Genomic DNA, 21,955 nt, shown 5'->3' on the forward strand with positions numbered 1-21,955 from the left:
AATCAGTCAAGTATATGCTTGAGTAAATCAGTCGGGATTAATCTTGTGCCCTGGACTTCTGGACAGAGGTGAGAATGCCCCGCAAGATGTTCAACTCCACCGCTTCGGGTCTGGCCCGATTGAATAGACGACGCAGTTTGCTCATCACATGGCCTGGGTGGTCATCGGCAATGAATCCCGTCTTTTGCAACGTCTGCTCCAGATGCTGATAAAACCCTTCCAGTTGCTGGGCGCTGGGGTACTCGACCCGCTCATCCTCCGGCTCCTGGTTCTGTACTTCCAGCCAGCGCATCCGCACCTCGTAACAAAGGGTCTGCACTGCCATTGCCAGATTGAGGGAGCTGTATTCTGGATTGGCGGGAATGGCCACATGGAAGTGGCATTTTTGCAGTTCGTCATTGGTGAGGCCGGTGCGTTCACGCCCAAACACCAGCGCGACCGGGTGCTCCATGCCCTCGGCAACCAGCTTCTCGCCCGCTTCACGGGGATCCAGCATGGGCCAGCTCAAGGTGCGGGAACGGGCACTGGTGCCGATGACCAGACCACAGTCGGCAATGGCTTCATCCAGGGTCGGCACGATTCGGGCGCGAGCCAGGATATCGCTGGCCCCCGCCGCCAGGGCGACGGCCTCCTCATCCGGCTGTGCCTGGGGATCGACCAGCACCAGTTGAGTCAGTCCCATGGTCTTCATGGCCCGCGCCGCGGATCCCATGTTGCCGGTGTGAGAGGTGTTTACCAACACGATACGAATCTGATCCAACATGCCCAGTCAATCTTCAGTCAAAAATGGCGCGCAATTGTAACATAACCAATCGCTATTTTGGCACCGCTTCCGACCAGGCATTTCTGCACAAACAGGCAGATGATACATCCCCACCCTGCGTGGTCACGCTGACAGTGGGGTACTGCGGCTCAAGTTCACCTGTTCCGCAGCACTCGGGCAAGAAAACGGCTCAGCTCATTGTCGCGGCAGTGGGCACGTGCGTCACGCGGGCCCGCTCGATAAAGGTCGCCAGATCCATCAGGGGGTATTTCATCAATCCCAGCCCGTCCAGATCCAGGCTGTCCATCAGATTTTTCACCTCCAGGCCCAGCTCTGTATCCCCCTCTATCTTCAGCCGGCGCTGGAAGAAGAGGGAATCCGGGTCTTCACGGCGCCCGGCGATCAGAACAAGATCCTGGCTATTGCCGCTGAAACAGACATCGGCGTGCTCACACTTCCTCGCCACTACCAATTTGCCCTCCTGCTCGCTGATAAACCAGCATAGCCCCAGATCGCTGACTTCCACTTTCAGCCACTTGCCCGCAAGAAACGCAAATTCCCCCTCTTCGATGGCCTCCCGGAATACCCTGCCCAGCAGGGCCTCCATCAGGTTTTGTTGCAGCGGGAAGGGCACCAGCTTGAGGGGGTGGCGCAAGAGACGGGGTGCCTGTTCGACCAGGCGACGTTGCAGATGTTGAAACACGATAAACTCCCAGTTTTTTGCGCATTCAAGCACAGCCCCTTCGGCAAGATCCTGTTGAAAATCAAACTTGTGCCCACTTACCTCAAGAAGGGTAAAGCCACCTAAAGCTGCCTCAGGTCAAAAAGCGGGAGGGCAAGCATGAATACAATCGGACCACTTTTGCATTTTTGCCCTCTCGGAGCGTACCCGATGGAATTACTCTGCCCGGCAGGCAGCCTGCCGGCACTGAAGACAGCCGTGGATAACGGGGCCGATGCGGTCTACATCGGCTTCAGGGATGACACCAATGCCCGCCACTTCGCCGGGCTCAACTTCACCGACAGCAAGCTGGAAAGAGCGGTTGACTATGTCCACCAGCATGGCCGCAAGCTGCACATCGCCATCAATACCTTTGCCCACCCGGGCTCCGATGCCCGTTGGAAGCAGGCCGTGGACAAAGGGGTGGCGCTCGGTGCCGATGCCCTGATCATCGCCGATCTCGCCGTGCTCGATTATGCCAGCCGCCGCCATCCCGACATGGAGCTGCATGTCTCGGTCCAGGCCAGCGCCACCAACGCCGCCGCCATCCGCTTCTACCAGCAGCACTTCAACGTCGGCCGGGTGGTGCTGCCGAGGGTGCTCTCCATGCATCAGGTCAGGCAGCTGGCCCGCGAGACCGACGTCGGCCTCGAGGTGTTCGCCTTCGGCAGCCTCTGCATCATGGCGGAAGGGCGCTGCTACCTCTCCTCCTACATGACCGGCGAGAGCCCCAACACCGTCGGCGCCTGCTCACCGGCCAAGTTCGTACGCTGGGAAGAGACCCCGAGCGGCCTCGAATCCCGCCTCAACGAGGTGCTGATCGATCGTTACGGCCCGGGGGAAAACGCCGGCTACCCGACCCTGTGCAAGGGGCGCTTCGAGGTGGATGGCCAGACCTATCACGCGCTGGAGGAGCCCACCAGCCTCAACACCCTCGGCCTCCTGCCCGAGCTGTTCCAGACCGGCATCCAGTCAGTCAAGATCGAGGGGCGCCAGCGCAGCCCCGCCTATGTGGAGCAGGTGACCCGGGTCTGGCGCGCCGCCATTGACGCCTATCAGGCCAACCCCGAGGCCTATCAGGTCAAGGCTGAGTGGGATGCCCAGCTCGCCCGTGTCTCCGAGGGGAGCCAGACCACCCTCGGTGCCTATCATCGCCAGTGGCAATAAGGAGCCCTGTTCATGAAATTCTCTCTCGGCCCCCTGCTCTTCTACTGGCCCAAGGCCGATACCCAGGCCTTCTATCAGGCGGCCGCCGCCAGCCAGGCCGACATCATCTATCTGGGCGAGACGGTGTGCAGCAAACGCCGTGAACTGAAAGTGGATGACTGGATTGCCCTCGCCCGTCAGGTGACCGCCTCGGGCAGGCAGGCGGTGCTCTCCACGCTGGCGCTGATCTCTGCCCCCTCCGAGCTCAAGGAGGTCAAGCGACTGATCGACAACGGCGAGCTGATGATCGAGGCCAACGATCTGGGGGCGGTCCAGCTCGCCAGTGCAGCCGGGCTGCCGTTCGTCTGCGGCCCCGCCATCAACGCCTACAACGCCGACGTGCTGCGCATGCTGCTTAAACAGGGGATGCAGCGCTGGGTGATGCCGGTGGAGCTCTCCCGCGACTGGCTGATGCAGCTCAATCAGGATCTGGGCAGGGAGCGCCAGCAGTTCGAGGTGGAGGTGTTCGCCTATGGTCATCTGCCGCTCGCCTACTCGGCACGCTGCTTCACCGCCCGATCCCTCGACCGGCCCAAGGACAACTGCGAACTGGCCTGCATCGACTACCCCACCGGGCGACTTGCCAGCAGTCGCGAGGGGCAGAAGGTGTTCAACCTCAACGGCATCCAGACCCAGTCCGGTTACTGCTACAACCTGGGCAACGAGCTCAAGGGGATGGAGGGCCTGGTGGATGTGGTGCGCCTCTCGCCCGAAGGCATGGAGACCCTGACGATGCTGGAGCGCTTCAAGGCCAACGAACAGGGGATGGCCCCCCTGCCCTTGCTGCAGGAGCGGGACTGCAACGGTTACTGGCGCCAGATCCCCGGCATGAGCCTGGTGGAGTAGCGGCACACCCCGTGTCACCAGACAGCAAAAAGGCCTCGTCAAGAGGCCTTTTTCATGGGGATCAAACCCGTTTAGTCACGCTTTGCCGCTCTTGCCCTGGGCTCCAGGTGGCTGGGGCTTGCGCGCCATCAGTTCCAGCTCCAGCAAGGCATAGCGATGCTCGATGAAGTCATAGACGTTGTTGGCCAGCGCCAGCTTGAAGTAGCTGATGGCTTCCTTGCGGTTACCCTTGGCCAGCTCGAACTTGCCGAGGTAGAAGTAGGTCTCGCACAGGCGCTCGGCGAGCTCCCTGTTGTCCTTGACCCCTTTCACCACGTTGCTCATCAACTGGGTGGCATTGATGTCGCCCGTATAGAGGCGCACCAGATCCCAGTTCCAGGCGTCGTCGTCATACTTGTTGAGCCGCTCGCGCATCCGGCTCATGGCCGCCGGTCCGTTGAGCTTCTGCTCGGCCAGATAGAGCCAGATCACCCGATAAGGGTCTTCTGGTTGCGCCTCGTAGAAGCGCTTCATATCCGCCGCGGCAAGCTCGGGGCGATTGCCGTAATAGAGAGCGATTCCCCGGTTGAGATAGGCGTAGTCGTAATCCGGGGCGAGCTCCAGGGCGGAGTCGAACGCCTCATAGGCCTCGTCGTAGTTCTGCTGTTGAACCAGATAGACACCGATGAAGTTGTAGGCCTCGGCAAAATCCGGCTTCTCCCGCAGGGCGCGGTTGAAGTCGAGTCGCGCCAGGGAACGCAAGCCCACCCGGTCAAACACCACGGCACGCTCATAGAAGAGTTCTGCCCGCTGTTCGGTCGTCAATTCCATTTCACTGAGCATCTGCCCGAGTCGCGCCAACGCCAACTCGCTCTGGTAGGAGACCTGCAAGGGGGTCGCCAATACCAGTGAAGCGGGTTGCGGCTTGGGAACTTGAGGCGCTTTTACCTGACTGCTACTGCTGCAACCCCACAAGGGGAGCAACAACAGGATACCCGTGAGGTATCCAATCCCTATCCTGACGTTCAATGAACACTCCGACGCTTACGCTTGACCCCGCATATGGTAAAGATCACGGGGCCGTTTGTCATGTGGCGCAGCCCCTCTCCCTCAAATAAATCAGGATTCGACAGGGTATCCGGCATCGCTCCAGCCGCGAAAGCCTCCATCGACGCTGACGACCCGGGAATAACCCATCTTCTGCAGGTTATCCGCCACCAGGATGGAGCGAAATCCCCCACCACAATAGAGGTAGAGTTCGGTGTCGGGATCCGGATACCGGGTCTCGATGTCACGCTCTATCACCCCGCGCCCGAGATAGGTGGCCCCCGGCAGATGGCCCCTGGCCCACTCGCTCTCTTCGCGCACGTCGATCAGATGAAATGCTCGGCCCTCATCCTGCCAGCGCTTGATCTGATGCACATCGGTTTCCTGCACCTGCGGGCGGATGGCCTCTACCAGGGCCAGAAAACGGGGATTGTGTTGCATGGGCTTGCTCCTTGCTTTGGGTAATGGATGCTGGGTTGTGGGGAGCATCATGACTCACCCCGGCCACAAGAGAAAGGGCGCCTTGCGGCGCCCTTGTCTGTTACGGCAGGATCTCTTGCTGATCCGCGCCCTCTTTTTCCACCTGGGTCGGCAGCATGTGCTCCCGCTTGATCCCGAGGAACATGGCTGAGGCGCTCGCCACATAGATGGAGGAGTAGGTCCCGAAGGCCACCCCGATCACCATGGCGATGGAGAAACCGTGGATCAGAGGCCCGCCTTTGAGCAGCAGCGCCACCACCACCACGAAGGTCAACCCCGAGGTGATGATGGTCCGGCTCAGGGTCTCGGTCATGGAGAGATCCATGATCTCCGCGGTGTCCCCACGGCGTACCTTGCGGAAATTCTCCCGCACCCGGTCGAACACGACGATGGTGTCGTTCAGGGAGTACCCCACCAGCGTCATCAGCGCCGCCAGCACGGTCAGGTCGAACTCGTACTGGAAGTAGGCAAAGATGCCGAGGGTGATGATCACGTCGTGAGCCAGGGAGAGGATGCCCCCCGTGGCCAGACGCCACTCGAAGCGCACCGCCACGTAGATCAGGATACAGAGGATGGAGGCCAGCATGGCCAGGGCACCGTCGGTGGCCAGCTCGTCACCCACGGAGGGACCGACGAACTCGACACGCTTGAGCACGGCGCTCTCGTCGACCAGCTTGGCGGCCGCCAGGACCTCGTTGCCCTGCTGCTCGACCTTGACGCCCTCTTGCGGGGCCATGCGCACCAGCACATCACGGCTGGAGCCGAAGAACTGCAGGGTCGCCCCGTCAATCTTCTGCTGATCCAGCGCCTCGTGCATCTTGTCCAGGCTCACCGACTGCTGGAACCCCACCTCGATGGTGGTACCGCCGGTGAAGTCCAGCCCCCAGTTCAGGCCACGATCGTACAGAACGTAGAGGGCGAGCACCGTCACCAGAGCAGAGAGGACCATACCCAGCTTGGCGAAACGCATGAAGGGGATGGGCTTTTCAAAATGTAGAATTTGAAACATGTCTCTTCCTTAGATCGGCAGCTTGTCGATGCGCCGTCCACCCCAGGCCAGGTTGATGATGGCGCGGGATACCGTGATGGCAGTGAACATGGACGCCGTCAGGCCGATCCCGAGGGTCAGGGCGAAGCCCTTGATGGCACCGGTACCGATACCGAACAGGATCACGCAGGTGATGAGCGAGGTGACGTTGGAGTCGGCGATGGTGGAGAAGGCGCGATCAAAGCCCAGGTGAATGGCTTGCTGCACCCCGCGACCATTGCGGATCTCTTCACGAATACGCTCGTAGATCAGCACGTTCGCATCCACCGCCATCCCCAGCGTCAACACGATACCGGCGATGCCCGGCAGGGTCATGGTGGCCCCCGGGATCATCGACATGATACCGACGATGAGCACCAGGTTCATGGTCAGCGCCAGATTGGCCACCCAGCCGAAGGCACGGTAGTAGATCCCCATGAAGAGCACGATCACCAGCATGGCCCAGCCGATGGCTTCCATCCCGCTGTCGATGTTCTGCTGACCCAGGCTCGGGCCTATGGTGCGCTCTTCGACGATCTGAATGGGGGCAATCAGGGCACCGGCACGCAGCAGCAGCGCCAGGTTGTGGGCTTCGTTGGCGTTGTCGATCCCGGTGATGCGGAACTGGCTACCCAGGCGAGACTGGATGGTGGCGACGTTGATCACCTCCTCCTGCTTGCGGAACTTGCGCTTGCCGTCCGGACCAGGCTGACCCACCGGCTTGTACTCGATGAAGACGGTCGCCATGCCCTTGCCAACGTTGTCCTTGGTAAAGTTGGCCATCTTGTTGCCACCCTGACCATCGAGCTTGATGTTGACCTGGGGACGGCTGTATTCATCGAAACCGGACTGGGCACCCACGATGTGGTCACCGGTCAGGATCACGCGCTTTTGCAGTACCACGGGACGACCGTTGCGATCGTTGTAGACCTTGGAGCTCGGCGGCACGCGGCCTGCGGCAGCGGCCTGGATATCGGCAGCCTCATCGACCATGTGGAACTCCAGGGTCGCGGTGGCACCCAGGATCTCCTTGGCACGGGCGGTGTCCTGGATCCCCGGCAACTCGACGATGATACGCTCACCGCCCTGCTGCTGGACCAGCGGCTCGGCCACACCCAGTTCGTTCACCCGGTTGCGGATGATGGTGATGTTCTGCTCGAGGGCATACTTCTTCACCTCTTTGATCTTGGCTTCGCTCAGAGTGGCCAGCAGGATGAAGTCATCCCCTTTCTGGTCGGTGGTGAAGACAAGATCCGCATTCTGGCGACGCAGGAAGGAGAGTGCCTTGGCCTGATCGGCCTCGTCACGGAAGACCACCTGCACCTGATCCCCGACCCGGCGTACACCGGAGTAGCGGATCTTCTGGGTACGCAGCTCGGCGCGGAAATCCTGCACCATCTGTTCCTGCTGCTTGGCCAGCGCTTCGGCCATGTCCACTTCCATCAGGAAGTGCACACCGCCCCGCAGGTCAAGACCGAGCTTCAGGGGCGCCGCGCCGATGGCCTCAAGCCAGGCGGGGGTCGACGGTGCCAGGTTGAGGGCGGTGATGAAATTGTCGCCCAGCTTGTTGGCCACGATGTCGCGCGCCTTGAGCTGGTCTTCGGTGTTGTTGAAACGGATCAGGATGAAGCCGTGCTCGAACGCCGCATGCTTGACCGGGATCTTCGCCTCGTCGAGGGTTTCCTTCACCTGGTCGAGGGTTTCTAGTTTGACTTCGGCACCACGGCTGGCAGAGACCTGCAAGGCCGGGTCTTCGCCGTAAAGATTGGGGGCTGCATATAGAAAACCGATGGCGATCACGACGATCACCATCAGGTATTTCCACAGCGGATAGCGATTTAACACGCTGTGCTCCTCGGGAGATTAGAGGGACTGGATAGAACCCTTGGGCAGAACGGCAGAGACGAAGTCACGCTTGATGGTGACCTGGGTCTGATCGTTCAGGGCCAGCACAATGTAGTCGCTGTCGGCGGAAACCTTGGCGATCTTGCCGACCAGGCCACCGGAAGTGAGCACTTCGTCGCCCTTGGAGAGGGAGCTCATCAGATTGCGATGCTCCTTGGCACGCTTGGCCTGGGGACGGTAGATCATGAAGTAGAAGATGAGACCGAACACGGCCAGCATGATGATCATTTCCATGCCACCACCCTGTGCTGCCGGAGCCGCGCCTTCTGCATACGCCTTGGAGATAATGCTCATTTAACAACCTCTTATTGATGTAGATTTGAATACTAACTTATATGTCGTTGTTATTTCACGTCATTTTCAGCCAGTGGAGGCACAGGCTTCCCTTGCCGACGGTAAAACTCAGTTACAAAGTCGTCTAATTTACCCTGCTCGATCGCGTCCCGCAAACCCTGCATCACGCGCTGGTAATAACGCAGGTTGTGGATGGTATTCAGACGGGCACCGAGGATCTCGTTGCACTTGTCCAGATGGTACAGATAGCTGCGGGTGTAGTTCTTGCAGGTGTAGCAATCGCAGTCCGCATCCAGGGTGCTGGTGTCTTCCCGGTACTTGGCGTTGCGGATCTTGACCACCCCATCGGTGGTAAAGAGATGACCGTTGCGGGCGTTGCGGGTCGGCATCACGCAGTCGAACATGTCGATACCGCGGCGCACCCCTTCCACCAGATCCTCCGGCTTGCCCACCCCCATCAGGTAGCGCGGCTTGTCGGCCGGAATTTTCGGGCAGACATGGTCAAGGATGCGATGCATGTCCTCTTTGGGCTCACCCACGGCGAGACCGCCGACCGCGTAACCGTCGAAGCCGATCTCAAGGAGACCGTCCAGCGACACATCCCGCAGCGGTTCGTAGACAGAACCCTGGATGATGCCGAACAGGGCGTTCTTGTTGCCCAGCGCATCGAACTTGTCACGGGAGCGCTTGGCCCAGCGCAGGGACATCTCCATGGACTTGCGCGCTTCCTCGTAAGTGGCCGGGTACGGGGTGCACTCGTCGAAGATCATCACGATGTCGGAACCCAGATCGTACTGGATCTCCATGGACTTCTCGGGGTCGAGGAAGATCTTCTCGCCGTTGATGGGATGACGGAAGTGCACCCCCTCCTCGGTGATCTTGCGGATGTGCCCCAGACTGAACACCTGGAAACCACCGGAGTCGGTCAGGATCGGCCCCTGCCAGTTCATGAAGTCGTGCAGATCGCCGTGGGCGCGCATCACTTCCTGACCCGGGCGCAGCCAGAGGTGGAAGGTGTTGCCAAGCAGGATCTGGGCACCGGTCTCACGTACCTCTTCCGGTGTCATCCCCTTGACGGTGCCGTAGGTGCCGACCGGCATGAAGGCCGGGGTCTGGACCACGCCACGCTCGAACACCAGTTGACCGCGACGGGCACGCCCATCGGTGGTTTTCAATTCAAATTTCATTGCTACCTCTATTCAGTCAGAGAAACAGTCTGACAACAAAGGGCCCGAGGGGCCCGGTAATATGAAGCCGGTCGGCATACTGACAAGCAGAGCCTGAACGACTTCTGAAGGGCAAGGCTTAACCCTGCACCCGGCGACGGGTGACGAACATGGCGTCCCCGTAGCTGAAGAAACGGTACTGTCCCGCCACGGCGGCCTGATAGGCGGCCATCACGTTGTCATAGCCGGCAAAGGCGCTGACCAGCATGATCAGGGTGGATTCGGGCAGGTGGAAGTTGGTGATCATGGCATCGACCACCTGGAACTCGTAACCGGGGAAGATGAAGATGTCGGTGTCATTGAAGAAGGGCGCCAGCGGCTTGCCCTGGGCCAGGGTCGCCTTGGCTGCGCTCTCGAGGGATCGTACCGACGTGGTCCCCACCGCAACCACCCGACCGCCGCGGGCGCGAGTCGCCGCGATGGCATCCACCACCTCCTGGGGCACTTCGGCGTATTCCGAGTGCATGTGGTGATCTTCAATCTTGTCGACGCGCACCGGCTGGAAGGTGCCCGCCCCCACGTGCAGGGTCACGAAGGCCATCTCCACGCCCTTGGCACGGATCTGCTCGAGCAGCGGCTCGTCGAAGTGCAGACCGGCGGTCGGCGCCGCCACGGCACCCGGCTTCTGGTTGTAGACGGTCTGGTAGCGCTCTTTGTCGGCATCCTCGTCGGGACGGTCGATGTAAGGGGGCAGCGGCATATGGCCGATGGCATCCAGAATGGTCAGCACAGGGCGCGGGTCCAGGAAGTGGATCTCGAACAGAGCGTCGTGGCGGGCACGCATCTCGGCCTCGACGGGCACGCCGTCGGCACCGCCATCCAGAAGGAGACGGGTACCTGGCTTGGGGGACTTGGACGAGCGGACGTGCGCCAGCACGCTGTGCTCGTCCAGAATGCGCTCCACCAGCACCTCCAGCTTGCCGCCGCTGGCCTTCTGGCCAAACATGCGGGCCGGAATGACCCGGGTATTGTTGAACACCAGCAGATCGCCGGGGTTGAGCTGGTCAAGCACATCGACAAAATGACCGTGGCGCAGGGCGCCGGTTTGACCATCGAGCTGCAGCAGGCGGCTGGCGGTACGCTCCGCCATGGGGTAGCGGGCAATCAGCTCGTCTGGCAGATCAAAATGAAAATCGGATACTTGCATCTTTCACCTCGGGGGAATCGGCGGCTAGTCTAGTTATCCCCCTCTTCCAAGGCAACCCAAAAGACTAAAAACCCAAGGAAGACAAGGGATAGCGGGCCATTTTGTGAGGTTGGGCCCGTTAAAAAACCTTTAAGGTTTTGTATTGACCCCGATCATGTTCTGGCGACGGGGGCTGGGCTAGGGTGGAAGCAGACACACAAGGAGGCCCACCATGATGACCCTCTCCGAGATCATGACTGAACACCCCTTTACCCTGGGTCCGGAAAACAGCGTCAAGCAGGCGATGGAGCTGATGCAGCAGGAGCGGATCCGTCACGTTCCCATCGTCGATGAACACCAGCATCTGCTCGGTCTGGTCACCCTCTCGGACATCCTGGCCACCCGCGAGTCCAAACTGCTGCTGATCAATCCGGAGCGGGAGGCAGAGTTCACCGACAGCGTCCAGCTCGACGAGATCATGACCCGTCAGGTGGCGAGCGTGGATCCCCACGCCGGCATCAAGGAGGCGGCCCTGTATCTGCAGCGCCACAAATATGGCTGTCTGCCGGTACTCAAGGGGCGCAAGCTGGTTGGCATCGTCACCGAGTCGGACTTCATCGCCGTGGCCATCAATCTGCTGGAGCTGATGGAGGAGCAGGAGCCCCCAACCGACTTTTGATCTTAAAACTCTGTAATAAAATTACAATAAAAGCGTTTTCAGCCTAATTTAACGGCTATTTAAGTGAAACACTTTCAATTTGACTGTAAAATTACACCACAAAACTTGCGTTGTGACATTCATCACACTATGATGCCCACCATGCAATGGTTGCCGAAGAGGAGATGAGGATTGTGCACCCGCCATCTTCTCTTCATATGTCTGCAAGTTTGCACACCCCGTAGTTAGTCTTTGCTGTAAAGCATATTTATCGCCATTCCTTGTTTGATGACCCGGCCCTGTCTGTGCGACGGCGCCGGGATTTTTTTATCCCTCTTTTTTCTACTGCGCCGCCTCGTCTGCCCCCTTCTCTGCTCACGCAATGAAAACAAATCCGGCCCAGCCCTTGAAAATGTGACATGCAGGACAGAAATTGAACTTCGACAATGAGTTATCTCCGAAGGCCTGAGATATTCATGTTAGGTACAGTTGTGATGGTCTATCTAATAAATAGATTTATGTGATTCAAAATTGTGGCTTTGACCGATTAGAAAAAGTCACTATGATGACTCCATCGAAAGTTAAGCGCCTCGTCTGGCACGACTCTTCAACACCAGACAGGCATATGTACATCACCAAGGAGCAAATACATGTCTACCTACATCAACACTGAAATCAAGCCGTTCAACGCCACCGCCTACCACAATGGCAAATTCGTTCAGGTGTCTGACGCTGACCTGAAAGGCAAGTGGTCCGTGGTGTTCTTCTACCCGGCTGATTTCACCTTCGTCTGCCCGACCGAGCTGGGCGACCTGGCCGACAATTACGCCGAATTCCAGAAGCTGGGCGTCGAGATCTACGCCGTCTCCACCGACACCCACTTCACCCACAAGGCCTGGCACGACACTTCTGACACCATCCAGAAGATCCAGTACCCGATGATCGGCGACCCCACCGGCACCATCACTCGCAACTTCGGCGTGATGATCGAAGAAGCTGGCCTGGCTGACCGCGGTACCTTCGTCATCGACCCGCAAGGCGTCATCCAGATCGTTGAAATCAACGCTGGCGGCATCGGCCGTGACGCACTGGAACTGCTGCGCAAGGTCAAGGCTGCCCAGTACGTTGCTTCCCACCCGGGTGAAGTGTGCCCGGCCAAGTGGAAAGAAGGCGACGCCACCCTGGCCCCGTCCCTGGATCTGGTAGGCAAAATCTAAGCCGCCCCGCTCTGAAGACCGGCCCGTTCAAGGGCCGGTCTTGTTTACGGCCCTCAGAAAATGCGCCGGTCTGCTGTGTGGACCTCTGTTTTCTGTATCCGGTCATCGTGCCGACCCGCATTCAGCAAGAAGGAATTCGACCATGTTAGATACCAACCTCAAACAACAACTCAACGGTTACTTGCAGTACATCGTCAATCCCATCGAGATCAGCGTGTCCGGCAATGACAGCGACAAATCCGCCGAACTCCTGGCATTGGCCAGCGAGATCGCCGAGATGTCCCCCAAAATTTCCCTGACCGATGGCACCAATGCCCGCAAGCCTTCCATGAGCATCGCGCCCCTGGGCCAGGCCCCGCGCGTGCACTTTGCCGGCATTCCCATGGGTCATGAATTCACCTCCCTGGTGCTCGCCCTGCTGCAAAGCGGCGGTCACCCCTCCAAGGCCGATCCGGCCGTGCTGGAGCAGGTGAAGAACCTCAAGGGCGAGTTCCACTTTGAGACCTATATTTCACTCTCCTGCCACAACTGTCCGGACGTGGTACAGGCCCTGAACCTGATGTCCACCCTGAATCCCGGCATCACCCACACCATGATCGACGGTGCCCTGTTCCAGGATGAGGTGAACGAGCGTCAAATCATGGCGGTCCCGAACGTCTACCTGAACGGTCAGCCGTTCAGCCAGGGCCGTATTTCGCTGGAAGAGATCGTCGCCAAACTCGACACCGGCGCTGCCGAGCGCAAGGCGCAAGAGCTGAGCGAAAAAGCGCCTTATGACGTGCTGGTGGTGGGCGGTGGCCCGGCCGGCGCCGCCGCGGCCATCTATGCCGCCCGCAAAGGCATTCGCACTGCCATTGTCGCTGAACGTTTCGGTGGCCAGGTGATGGACACCGTCGGCATCGAGAACTTCATCTCCGTGCCCTACACCGAGGGCCCCAAGCTGGCCGCCAGCCTGGAGCAGCACGTCAAGCAGTACGGCGTGGAAGTGATCACCGAGCAGCGTGCCGCCGCCATCAGCAAGGATGGTTACGTCAACGTGGACCTCGCCTCCGGTGCCACCTTGAAGAGCCGCGCCGTGATCCTGGCGACCGGTGCCCGCTGGCGCGACCTGAACGTGCCGGGTGAACTCGAGTACCGTACCAAGGGTGTGGCCTACTGCCCCCACTGTGACGGCCCCTTCTTCAAGGGCAAGCGCGTGGCGGTGATCGGTGGCGGCAACTCCGGCATCGAGGCGGCCATCGATCTGGCCGGCATCGTCGAGCACGTCACCGTGGTGGAGTTCGCCGATACCCTGCGTGCCGACGACGTGCTGCAGAAGAAGGCCCGCTCCATGGGCAATATCGACATCATCATGAGCGCCCGCACCACCGAAGTGATCGGCGACGGCAGCAAGGTGGTGGGCATGGACTACGAAGATCGCACTATCGGCGAGATCAAGCATCTGGCTGTGGCCGGCATCTTCGTCCAGATCGGTCTGGTGCCGAACACCGAGTTCCTCAAGGGGAGCGAAGTGGCCCTGACCCGCTTTGGCGAAATCGAGATCGACACCAAGGGTGCCACCTCCCTGCCCGGCGTCTATGCCGCAGGGGATGCCACCACGGTACCGTTCAAGCAGATCATCATCTCCATGGGGGCAGGTGCCACCGCCGCCCTGGGTGCGTTTGATTACCTCATTCGCAACCCGGCGCCTGAGGCCCAGGCCACCCAGGCCGACGCCGTGACTGCCTGATAACCTCCTTCAAGCCAACAAAAAACCGACTCCCTGGAGTCGGTTTTTTTATCCCTGTCGTTGGGTCGCCAGCCTTCAGCGCCCTTGCGGCGCGTCCCTCTCCTGCCCCTCTTCACTCACCGCTCTCTCTTCTGCATCAGGCGCGGCATAGCTCGCCGGCACAGCCTCCCCTTCCAGATCCGTTCTTGGCTCCAGCTCCGCCGTCATGGGGGTGTTGGGGGGCACCGGCATGAAGACCTGGTGCTCCGTCAGCGGAATGGGGGCTCGCTTACGCCTGCGCCAGCCGAGATAGGCCGACAGCAGCAGACCGCACAGGGCAAAGTAGACGAACAGCCCCTGTGGTCCGAACGTCGCCATGGTAAAGGGGGCCAGCAGCGGACCCGTCATGGCCCCCAGGCTGTAGGCAAGCAGCAGCCCCTGGTTTGCCCCCAGCACCTGATCCGGGCGCAGTTCATCGCAGGCATGGCTGAGGCTCAAGGGATAGATGGAGAACGCCATGCCCCCCAGCAGGAAGACAAGAGTCCCCTCGACTGGCTCGCGCCAGGGCTCCGGCAGCAGCACCATCAACAACGCGATCAGGGTCAGCAGGGCGCAGAGCAGCAGGATCACCAACCGTCTGTCGTAACGATCAGATGCTCGTCCGATGGGATATTGCAGACACATCCCCCCCAGGATCACCAGCGCCATCATGTCCGCCACCTGGGAGAGGGAGGCGCCGCTGTCGGTGAAATAGAGCGGCAACAGCCCATAGATGGCCCCGAGGATGAGGCCGGAGGTAAAGCTGCTGCCCATTCCCGCCGGGGTGAGGCGCACCAGCTCCAGCACGCCCACCGGCTGGGGTGCCACCATGGCCGGCGTCGCCACCCGGGAGAGAGCCAGAGGCACCACGGAGAGAGTCGCCGCCATGGCGCACAGGGCGAACGGCGTCAGCACCATGGGGTCCACCTGCTTGAGCAGCAGCTGGCCCAGGGCGAGTGAGCCGTACAGCAGGATCATGTAGAGGGACATCAACCGCCCCCGGTTCGCCGGGGTGCTTGAGACCAGCATCCAGGACTCCAGCACCACGAACAGGCCGCCGGTGGCAAACCCCCCGATCAGCCGCAGCGCCGCCCAGGTGACGGGCTCCACCACCATGCCGTGCAGCAGAAACAGAAAACAGAGCAGGGAGGCATAAGCCGCATAGGCCCGGATATGACCCACCCGGATGATGAGGCGGGCATTGATGAAGGTCCCCAGCACCAGGCCGCCGAAATAGGCAGCCGACACCAGACCGATGGCCTGGGCGGACACCTGCTCGGCGGAGAGACGCACCGTCAGCAGGGTATTGAACAGACCGTGACCCAGAATGAAGATCACCAGACTGGTCAGGGGGGACAGCAACCTTGTCAGTGCCATGGAGCCTCCTCGCAACAAAAGAGTCATGGTAGCCCCTGCCTCCCGCCCCCTTCAACCCGAATGCCCTCCCCCTGCGGGGCTATGCTTGACGGGAACCCCATATGGAGATCCGAAAGATGAGACTCATGCTGTTGTTGGCAGCCCTGCTCTTTTGCGGCAGCGCCCTCGCCTTCCACTGCCCCATGGACATGAAGAAGATAGACGACGCCCTGGCCGCAGGCCCCGCCCTCAGTGCCGAGCAACTGGCCGAGGTGAAGCAGTTGAGGGCGGACGGAGAGACCCTGCACAACGCGGGCAAGCATCAGGAATCGGTCGATACCCTGGCCAAGGCCATGGCCATTCTCGGCATCGATCAGGGCTGATACCGCCCCTTCGCCGCGCGACGGTCTCTTTCGCATCGCCGGGATACAGACCGCCAAAATGAAACAAGGCCCTCGCCATCACTGGCGGGGGCCTTTTCACTGCGGATGTCAGCGCTGAACGGTGCTACACCCGGCCACTGTAGACCAGGGTGCAATAGTTGAAGGCTATCTTGCCGTCAACGGCATGGCGAGCAAACTCGCGGCGAACGAGCGCCGTCATCTGATCGTGGGCCGGCGTGCCCGCCACAGGCGCATAGGAGGAGGAGTTGAGCCGTCCAAGCACCCCGTCAAGATCGAACAGCTGGCTGTTCTCGAAGCGATCGAGCCGGTACTCCCCGGTGAAGAAGGCGCGAAAATCCGCCTCGCCGAGGTTGCGATGATTGACCTCCTCGTAATCCCCCGAGTAGGCGTGCAGCCCCTCTTCATAGGCCTTGAGAAACGGGGTGTTCGTCAGCCTGTCATTCCAGATGAGGGCGACCTGGCCACCGGGCTTGAGCAGCCGCTGGCACTCCTGCCGAAAAGCCGCGCGATCGAACCAGTGAAACGCCTGGGCGACCGTCACCAGATCCATCGCCCCCGTGGGCAGGCCCGTGGCTTCCGCACTGCCGTGCAGCCAGCCGATGTTCCCCACCTGGGCGAGCAGCCGTTTGGCGGCTGCCCGCATATCGTCGTTGGGCTCCACCGCCCAGACCCGCGCGACCCGGGGGGCCAGCGGGGCGGTCAGGATGCCGGTGCCCGCGCCGATGTCGGCCACCTGGGACTCGGGCCCCATGGCCAGCTCCCTTACCAGAAAATCCAGCATGGCGGCGGGATAACCGGGTCGATATTTCACATAGGCCTCGACCCGGGTCGAGAATCGCTGGGTACTGTCCATGGCAGACTCCTCTCTTGCTGCGGCCTTCATGCCGGCTCCCGGCCTGGTGACCAGGATCCCCATGCCACTACACTTGACCCCATCATGCAAGCCCCAAGCGGGTGGCAAACGGCGTACAGGCTGGCTTGTCACCCAGCGAAGCCGCAGGCGCTGCGGGCGGCAGGATACCCATCGGGGCGCCCGCTCACGGGCGTCGAAGGACAAACACCAGGATGGAGCTGCGACACAATGAGACCAGTCAAGAACAGGATTTGCCTCTGGTATGACGGGGATGCCGAGGAGGCGGCACGGTTTTACGCCAGCCTCTTCCCCGACTCCGCCGTCGGTGCCGTACACCGGGCCCCGGCCGACTATCCCGCCGGCAAGAAAGGGGACGTGCTGACGGTCGAGTTCAGGGTGATGGGGATCCCCTGCCTCGGCCTCAACGGCGGGCCCGGGGTCCGCCACAACTGGGCGTTCTCGTTTCAGGTGGCTACCCAGGACCAGGCCGAGACGGATCGCTACTGGCACGCCATCATCGACCATGGCGGCCGGGCGAGCGAGTGCGGCTGGTGTCAGGACAAGTGGGGCATCTCCTGGCAGATCACCCCTCAGGTCCTCACCGAGGCGATAAGCGATCCCGACCCCGAGGCAGCGAGACGCGCCTTCGAGGCCATGCTGCAGATGGGCAAGATTGATATTGCCACCATCGAGGCGGCGCGCCGGGGCGAGTAGCCCGTTCGCACGGGCGCCACACACAACAAGGCCACCCCTGGGGGTGGCCTTGTGCATATTGGCTGTCAGCTCTTCACGGCGTGATCACAACCATTTAAGTTGGAAACTGGCAGATCAAAGTATTCAATGAGTTAACGATACCAAATGTGACATTTAAGTTGGAAACTCAAAAGTAATACTACATCTGCTCCGTGAGCAAACAGGACATTTAAGTTGGAAAACAGGCTCTATTTGACGTGATGGGGAGGGTGCGAACAAATCCTTGACACGAGATCATCAGATTTTCTTAGTACCATGGATGAGAACCAACGTGAGCCATCAACTGACCTTCGCTGACTACGAGTTCAATGGCAAACACCGCCAGACCCGCAAAGAAATCCCCCTTTTGTTCGGATCTCCCTAATTTATCAAAGGCTATGCACATACACATTTTCAAGAATACTTGTCGCGTGAAAAATAAAAATCACTGGCGATAGATTTAAAATTACTACCGTTAGCACTGCCCCATAGACAGCATCATTTATTATTACCCTGGATGGACATATATTTTTCATCTAATTGTGCAGAGAATCCAACTATTAATGATTTCAGCCCGAAATGGAAGGCCGTTTCAGCAGTGGTTCTCGTCTGAACATTAAATGCCTCCTGTAATAATGGTGGCACAGCGTCCATCACTGTATTGTATTCTGTCGGGTTTGTGGCTTGCTCTTCCAATACTGCACCCAGCGTAAAATGGCTGATAGATTGCAGAATGAAAAGAGCCTCCTCGACCGAAAACCCTGCATCGCATAGACAGCGTAGTTGCGCCTCTGCTTGTTCAAACTGGGGGGGCGTAGGAGAGGTCCCTATGTGCAATCGGGCTCCATCACGATGGACCAATAATGCTTTACGGAAACTCAGAGCATTTTCCTGGAGAAACTGCTGCCAACTCTCAGTCGGTAACGGTACTGAACGGGTGTGATGCTTCGCCAGTATTGCCTCTGAAAGCATGTTCATAAGGGTCTGCTTGTTGCGCACGTGCCAATACAGAGTCGGTTGCTCAATTTTGAGGGACTGCGCCAGCTTACGCGTAGTCAGGCCCTCTAGCCCTTCTCTGTCCAGCAGGGTGAGCGCCATTGAAATTACGTCGTCCAAGCTTAGTCGTGCCATCACTATCTCCTTTCGCTGTTGACAATCTATCACTGATAGAGTTACTTTTCAAACCCTATCACCGATAGAGAGCGTTAACTATGAACCGCACTGTGATGATGGCACTGGTCATCATTTTTTTAGATGCCATAGGGATTGGCATAATTATGCCTGTCTTACCGGCGTTATTACGGGAGTTTGTTGGAAAGGCTAATGTTGCGGAGAACTACGGTGTTTTATTGGCGCTGTATGCAATGATGCAAGTGATTTTTGCCCCTCTTCTCGGCCGCTGGTCAGATCGCATAGGTCGTCGCCCTGTATTATTACTTTCACTTTTAGGTGCAACACTGGACTACGCATTAATGGCAACAGCCAGCGTAGTGTGGGTGTTGTATCTGGGACGCTTAATTGCTGGTATTACCGGTGCGACTGGAGCTGTTGCAGCCTCAACAATTGCCGATGTCACACCTGAGGAATCCAGGACACATTGGTTTGGTATGATGGGTGCCTGTTTTGGTGGCGGTATGATTGCTGGACCAGTCATTGGTGGTTTTGCAGGTCAACTTTCGGTACAGGCACCGTTTATGTTCGCTGCTGCCATTAACGGGCTGGCATTTCTGGTCTCCCTATTCATTTTACATGAGACCCATAATGCTAATCAGGTTAGTGACGAGATAAAGAATGAAACAATCAATGAAACCACATCCTCCATACGCGAGATGATCTCCCCATTATCGGGATTGCTAGTTGTCTTTTTCATCATTCAATTGATTGGCCAAATCCCTGCAACATTATGGGTTTTATTCGGAGAAGAGCGCTTCGCATGGGATGGCGTAATGGTCGGTGTTTCATTGGCTGTGTTTGGGCTTACACACGCTCTGTTTCAAGGACTTGCTGCTGGTTTTATCGCTAAACATTTGGGAGAACAGAGAGCTATCGTGGTTGGCATCTTGGCTGATGGCTGTGGCCTACTTTTATTGGCAGTCATTACGCAAAGCTGGATGGTTTGGCCAGTTGTGCTGTTACTCGCTTGTGGTGGCATAACTCTTCCCGCTTTGCAGGGAATTATATCTGTTCGTGTCGGTCAGGTAGCACAGGGACAATTGCAAGGGTTGCTGACCAGTTTGACACACCTCACGGGTGTAATCGGTCCACTTATTTTTGCATTTTTGTATAGTGCAACCCACGAATCTTGGAATGGTTGGGTGTGGATAGTTGGATGCGGATTGTATGTAGTTGCACTGACTATACTGAGGTTTTTCTATCCCGGCAGGGCAGTCCACCCGAAAAATCAGAGCAATTCACAGCCATTTCTTTAAATGGTAATGGTAACTGAATGCCCCCAATTCCTAGACGTGAAACCGACCGTTGCACAGCATCAGAAATTGTGAATGTAACACATTGGACTACTACGAGAACCTACAATGCAAGCCATATTATTTGAGTAGTATTAACGCTACTCCATAACGACTGTCGCCATACTGAAAGTATGGTAAACAGAATAAAGAACTGTCCTCCACAATTGCAAGCCACCATGCCAATCTGTCAGCGCATAATGCCCATTATGTTGAATGGCAGAGTTCGCTTAGCAAAATGGTCGCTTCGCAGCCAAATAGTAATGTAGCGCCACTTTTACACCCTCTGTCGAAGCTCGGTAGGGCCTGATCGGGATGAAAGTTTAAGACAAATCGCTGGTGAGTTTGACTCAGCGAGGTGGCCGCTCTGGTTTGCCACAAGAAAGGCCGCCAAGCGGGCATTTTGATCGGTTTAGCGCAATGACCCACTCGCCACCGGCAGACGATAGTCCTGCTCGGGCGAGATGCCAGGCGGCAAAGCGGAAACTAGACGAAAACTTTCGTCATCAGATGACACCTCTCATAGGTTGGCACACGCCTGTGCGGCCTCTCTACCCCTGGGGCCATGGCAGCTCTGGAGGATTGAATGTTTATAGGTTGTAGGGCCGCGCATAGACTGATTCTATTCGCAGCAATAGTCGCCAGAAAGGGAACAGATTGAGCGCACAATGGTTGTCATATGGATACCATCAACTGATTGGTGCACACTTGTGTTGAACGATAACTGAGCCAATCGGGGTTGGCCAACTTAAAGTATTGATTTATATATAATTACATCATGATGTCAATTTTGTAGCCAACGGCTTGCGAAATGCCCCAAACTAGATGATGACCCAATGAACTCCTGAGTGATGATTCGCATTGGGCTGCCATCAACAACCCCCAGACGGAGGCGCAGACTCATAATGACTCATGTAGAGCAATCTCCCACAACCAGCAATCTATCTGTTCTGGAGTCGCTCGGTCTACCACGTAACTGGCTAGCCGCCCATCAGCACATAGTGTCTGGTGTATCTCCTGAGATCGTCGTCAAACTGAGCTCGCTATTGGGGTCTAATACCCGAACAATTTGCCAGATGATTGGCATTAGCCGAGACACACTGAATCGCCAAATCAAACGGGGCAATCGCTTATCGACAGCTCAGGGAGATCGCGTCTACTGGGTTGCCTTAGCAGTGGACGCAGCCATATCCCTACACCGGGGAGATACTGCTAAAACGATGAGCTGGCTCACCCGCTCTGCGTGGGGATTGGGTGGTGAAAAACCGGCCGATGTGATTACTACGCCTATGGGAGCGCAGGCAGTTATCGATCTTGTCGGCCGGATTAGGCATGGCATCCCCTGCTGATTAAGGGTCATACCATAAAGAACAAACAATAGGCTCATTTGGTGAGCCGATCACCCCGACCAATCGGCTCATTTGATGAGCCGATAACCTCGACCAATCGGTTCACTTGATGAGCCGATCACCTCGACCAACCGACTCACTTGATGAGCCGATGACCTCGACCAATCGACTCACTTGATGAGCCGATCAACACAACCACTCAAATCGTGGTTAGATAAGCTCTCGATTGCCTTCAATTTTCCCAAATTGATCAGGGTCTGCGGGTTGATAATCATCCGAAAACATATTCATCAACCGATGCTCCTGTCTCAGGTTGGCCAGCGCCCCAAAAAAGCAGCCTTCACATAGGTGTACCTGATATCGTTCACCATCGTGCTGCGAACCATAACCCCAGCAAGCTTCCAGCGTGCCGAATTCCTGCGTACCGAGCGATTTAGTAGTACTAGCACCACAGACATCGCACAAAATATCGACGACCTGTGTGGTAGGAACGATTGCTTCGACCTTCATGGCAATACTCCTCGTTGTGATGCCTGATATCAGAACCTGTATAG

22 protein-coding genes are annotated in these 21,955 nt (G+C 58.2%); 9 read left to right on the plus strand and 13 right to left on the minus strand.

Features of this window, described 5'->3' with window-relative positions; translation table 11 throughout:
- Positions 1-37: 37 nt before the first annotated feature.
- The gene (gene trmJ / locus AB5Y54_RS04985) at positions 38-763 is read right to left on the minus strand and encodes a tRNA (cytosine(32)/uridine(32)-2'-O)-methyltransferase TrmJ (protein ID WP_042880722.1); all 726 of its coding nucleotides are present in this window, start codon (positions 761-763) and stop codon (positions 38-40) included.
- Positions 764-953: 190 nt separating this feature from the next.
- The gene (locus AB5Y54_RS04990; RefSeq protein ID WP_041215881.1) at positions 954-1,466 is read right to left on the minus strand and encodes an SCP2 domain-containing protein; all 513 of its coding nucleotides are present in this window, start codon (positions 1,464-1,466) and stop codon (positions 954-956) included.
- 189 nt (positions 1,467-1,655) lie between these two features.
- On the opposite strand from AB5Y54_RS04990, the gene AB5Y54_RS04995 reads away from it, so the two are divergent.
- Together AB5Y54_RS04995 and AB5Y54_RS05000 are read left to right on the plus strand one after the other, a co-directional pair.
- Positions 1,656-2,651 (plus strand): peptidase U32 family protein, encoded by a 996-nt coding sequence (locus AB5Y54_RS04995; RefSeq protein ID WP_201985268.1) that lies wholly within the window; start codon positions 1,656-1,658, stop codon positions 2,649-2,651.
- Positions 2,652-2,663: 12 nt separating this feature from the next.
- The gene (locus AB5Y54_RS05000) at positions 2,664-3,536 is read left to right on the plus strand and encodes a U32 family peptidase (RefSeq protein WP_201985266.1); all 873 of its coding nucleotides are present in this window, start codon (positions 2,664-2,666) and stop codon (positions 3,534-3,536) included.
- 75 nt (positions 3,537-3,611) lie between these two features.
- Here AB5Y54_RS05000 and nlpI read toward each other — a convergent pair whose 3' ends face one another.
- From nlpI to queA, 7 genes are all read right to left on the minus strand, one after another.
- On the minus strand, positions 3,612-4,544 hold the full coding sequence (nlpI, locus tag AB5Y54_RS05005) for a lipoprotein NlpI (protein WP_280520777.1): 933 nt from the start codon (positions 4,542-4,544) through the stop codon (positions 3,612-3,614).
- A 90-nt stretch (positions 4,545-4,634) separates the two neighbouring features.
- Positions 4,635-5,003 carry a rhodanese-like domain-containing protein gene (locus AB5Y54_RS05010; RefSeq protein WP_039038735.1) on the minus strand — a complete coding sequence of 123 codons (369 nt, stop codon included), beginning with the start codon at positions 5,001-5,003 and terminating at the stop codon, positions 4,635-4,637.
- A 100-nt stretch (positions 5,004-5,103) separates the two neighbouring features.
- Positions 5,104-6,051 carry a protein translocase subunit SecF gene (secF, locus tag AB5Y54_RS05015; RefSeq protein WP_039038736.1) on the minus strand — a complete coding sequence of 316 codons (948 nt, stop codon included), beginning with the start codon at positions 6,049-6,051 and terminating at the stop codon, positions 5,104-5,106.
- Between the two features lie 9 nt (positions 6,052-6,060).
- The gene (gene secD / locus AB5Y54_RS05020; RefSeq protein WP_103260284.1) at positions 6,061-7,914 is read right to left on the minus strand and encodes a protein translocase subunit SecD; all 1,854 of its coding nucleotides are present in this window, start codon (positions 7,912-7,914) and stop codon (positions 6,061-6,063) included.
- An 18-nt stretch (positions 7,915-7,932) separates the two neighbouring features.
- Complete coding sequence (gene yajC / locus AB5Y54_RS05025; RefSeq protein WP_010675070.1) at positions 7,933-8,268, minus strand: preprotein translocase subunit YajC; 336 nt, start codon at positions 8,266-8,268, stop codon at positions 7,933-7,935.
- Between the two features lie 50 nt (positions 8,269-8,318).
- Positions 8,319-9,455, minus strand: coding sequence for a tRNA guanosine(34) transglycosylase Tgt (gene tgt / locus AB5Y54_RS05030; RefSeq protein WP_010675071.1), 1,137 nt, complete (start codon positions 9,453-9,455; stop codon positions 8,319-8,321).
- 118 nt (positions 9,456-9,573) lie between these two features.
- Positions 9,574-10,641: a tRNA preQ1(34) S-adenosylmethionine ribosyltransferase-isomerase QueA gene (gene queA / locus AB5Y54_RS05035; RefSeq protein WP_010675072.1), complete on the minus strand. Its 1,068-nt coding sequence runs from the start codon at positions 10,639-10,641 to the stop codon at positions 9,574-9,576.
- Positions 10,642-10,852: 211 nt separating this feature from the next.
- Between queA and AB5Y54_RS05040 the strand changes: the two genes are divergently transcribed.
- The 3 genes from AB5Y54_RS05040 to ahpF all read left to right on the plus strand — a co-directional run bounded on the left by AB5Y54_RS05040 (position 10,853) and on the right by ahpF (position 14,224).
- A complete protein-coding gene (locus AB5Y54_RS05040) occupies positions 10,853-11,299 on the plus strand; it encodes a CBS domain-containing protein (RefSeq protein WP_010675073.1) in 447 nt (148 codons plus the stop codon).
- 629 nt (positions 11,300-11,928) lie between these two features.
- Positions 11,929-12,495, plus strand: a complete 567-nt coding sequence (gene ahpC / locus AB5Y54_RS05045) for an alkyl hydroperoxide reductase subunit C (RefSeq protein WP_010675074.1) — start codon at positions 11,929-11,931, stop codon at positions 12,493-12,495.
- 142 nt (positions 12,496-12,637) lie between these two features.
- On the plus strand, positions 12,638-14,224 hold the full coding sequence (gene ahpF, locus AB5Y54_RS05050) for an alkyl hydroperoxide reductase subunit F (protein WP_368153313.1): 1,587 nt from the start codon (positions 12,638-12,640) through the stop codon (positions 14,222-14,224).
- A 75-nt stretch (positions 14,225-14,299) separates the two neighbouring features.
- Here the strand turns inward: ahpF and AB5Y54_RS05055 are convergent, their stop codons facing one another.
- A complete protein-coding gene (locus tag AB5Y54_RS05055) occupies positions 14,300-15,619 on the minus strand; it encodes an MFS transporter (RefSeq protein ID WP_286701133.1) in 1,320 nt (439 codons plus the stop codon).
- A 116-nt stretch (positions 15,620-15,735) separates the two neighbouring features.
- Here AB5Y54_RS05055 and AB5Y54_RS05060 point away from each other — a divergent pair, with 116 nt between their 5' ends.
- Positions 15,736-15,981 (plus strand): hypothetical protein, encoded by a 246-nt coding sequence (locus AB5Y54_RS05060; protein ID WP_041215012.1) that lies wholly within the window; start codon positions 15,736-15,738, stop codon positions 15,979-15,981.
- 124 nt (positions 15,982-16,105) lie between these two features.
- Here AB5Y54_RS05060 and AB5Y54_RS05065 read toward each other — a convergent pair whose 3' ends face one another.
- Positions 16,106-16,855, minus strand: coding sequence for a class I SAM-dependent methyltransferase (locus tag AB5Y54_RS05065; protein ID WP_368153315.1), 750 nt, complete (start codon positions 16,853-16,855; stop codon positions 16,106-16,108).
- 228 nt (positions 16,856-17,083) lie between these two features.
- On the opposite strand from AB5Y54_RS05065, the gene AB5Y54_RS05070 reads away from it, so the two are divergent.
- On the plus strand, positions 17,084-17,569 hold the full coding sequence (locus AB5Y54_RS05070; RefSeq protein WP_368153318.1) for a VOC family protein: 486 nt from the start codon (positions 17,084-17,086) through the stop codon (positions 17,567-17,569).
- Positions 17,570-18,085: 516 nt separating this feature from the next.
- Here the strand turns inward: AB5Y54_RS05070 and AB5Y54_RS05075 are convergent.
- Positions 18,086-18,718: a tetracycline resistance transcriptional repressor TetR(E) gene (locus AB5Y54_RS05075; RefSeq protein WP_011899269.1), complete on the minus strand. Its 633-nt coding sequence runs from the start codon at positions 18,716-18,718 to the stop codon at positions 18,086-18,088.
- A gap of 80 nt (positions 18,719-18,798) precedes the next feature.
- Between AB5Y54_RS05075 and tet(E) the strand changes: the two genes are divergently transcribed.
- Positions 18,799-20,016 carry a tetracycline efflux MFS transporter Tet(E) gene (gene tet(E), locus AB5Y54_RS05080; RefSeq protein WP_011899270.1) on the plus strand — a complete coding sequence of 406 codons (1,218 nt, stop codon included), beginning with the start codon at positions 18,799-18,801 and terminating at the stop codon, positions 20,014-20,016.
- 941 nt (positions 20,017-20,957) lie between these two features.
- Entirely contained in the window at positions 20,958-21,401 is a 444-nt protein-coding gene (locus tag AB5Y54_RS05085; RefSeq protein WP_082182281.1) for an antitoxin Xre/MbcA/ParS toxin-binding domain-containing protein, read from the plus strand.
- Positions 21,402-21,611: 210 nt separating this feature from the next.
- Here the strand turns inward: AB5Y54_RS05085 and AB5Y54_RS05090 are convergent, their stop codons facing one another.
- A complete protein-coding gene (locus tag AB5Y54_RS05090) occupies positions 21,612-21,911 on the minus strand; it encodes a hypothetical protein (RefSeq protein WP_024941359.1) in 300 nt (99 codons plus the stop codon).
- Positions 21,912-21,955: the final 44 nt, after the last annotated feature.

This window comes from Aeromonas sp. s9, from assembly GCF_040907765.1.
In the GTDB taxonomy this organism is placed as follows: Bacteria; Pseudomonadota; Gammaproteobacteria; order Enterobacterales; family Aeromonadaceae; genus Aeromonas; species Aeromonas caviae.

Coding starts and splice junctions, on each gene's coding strand:
- trmJ (WP_042880722.1), bottom strand. CDS start 763: ATGTTGGATCAGATTCGTATCGTGTTGGTAAACACCTCTCACACCGGC.
- AB5Y54_RS04995 (WP_201985268.1), top strand. CDS start 1,656: ATGGAATTACTCTGCCCGGCAGGCAGCCTGCCGGCACTGAAGACAGCC.
- AB5Y54_RS05000 (WP_201985266.1), top strand. CDS start 2,664: ATGAAATTCTCTCTCGGCCCCCTGCTCTTCTACTGGCCCAAGGCCGAT.
- AB5Y54_RS05010 (WP_039038735.1), bottom strand. CDS start 5,003: ATGCAACACAATCCCCGTTTTCTGGCCCTGGTAGAGGCCATCCGCCCG.
- secF (WP_039038736.1), bottom strand. CDS start 6,051: ATGTTTCAAATTCTACATTTTGAAAAGCCCATCCCCTTCATGCGTTTC.
- yajC (WP_010675070.1), bottom strand. CDS start 8,268: ATGAGCATTATCTCCAAGGCGTATGCAGAAGGCGCGGCTCCGGCAGCA.
- tgt (WP_010675071.1), bottom strand. CDS start 9,455: ATGAAATTTGAATTGAAAACCACCGATGGGCGTGCCCGTCGCGGTCAA.
- queA (WP_010675072.1), bottom strand. CDS start 10,641: ATGCAAGTATCCGATTTTCATTTTGATCTGCCAGACGAGCTGATTGCC.
- AB5Y54_RS05040 (WP_010675073.1), top strand. CDS start 10,853: ATGATGACCCTCTCCGAGATCATGACTGAACACCCCTTTACCCTGGGT.
- ahpC (WP_010675074.1), top strand. CDS start 11,929: ATGTCTACCTACATCAACACTGAAATCAAGCCGTTCAACGCCACCGCC.
- ahpF (WP_368153313.1), top strand. CDS start 12,638: ATGTTAGATACCAACCTCAAACAACAACTCAACGGTTACTTGCAGTAC.
- AB5Y54_RS05055 (WP_286701133.1), bottom strand. CDS start 15,619: ATGGCACTGACAAGGTTGCTGTCCCCCCTGACCAGTCTGGTGATCTTC.
- AB5Y54_RS05060 (WP_041215012.1), top strand. CDS start 15,736: ATGAGACTCATGCTGTTGTTGGCAGCCCTGCTCTTTTGCGGCAGCGCC.
- AB5Y54_RS05065 (WP_368153315.1), bottom strand. CDS start 16,855: ATGGACAGTACCCAGCGATTCTCGACCCGGGTCGAGGCCTATGTGAAA.
- AB5Y54_RS05070 (WP_368153318.1), top strand. CDS start 17,084: ATGAGACCAGTCAAGAACAGGATTTGCCTCTGGTATGACGGGGATGCC.
- AB5Y54_RS05075 (WP_011899269.1), bottom strand. CDS start 18,718: ATGGCACGACTAAGCTTGGACGACGTAATTTCAATGGCGCTCACCCTG.
- AB5Y54_RS05085 (WP_082182281.1), top strand. CDS start 20,958: ATGACTCATGTAGAGCAATCTCCCACAACCAGCAATCTATCTGTTCTG.
- AB5Y54_RS05090 (WP_024941359.1), bottom strand. CDS start 21,911: ATGAAGGTCGAAGCAATCGTTCCTACCACACAGGTCGTCGATATTTTG.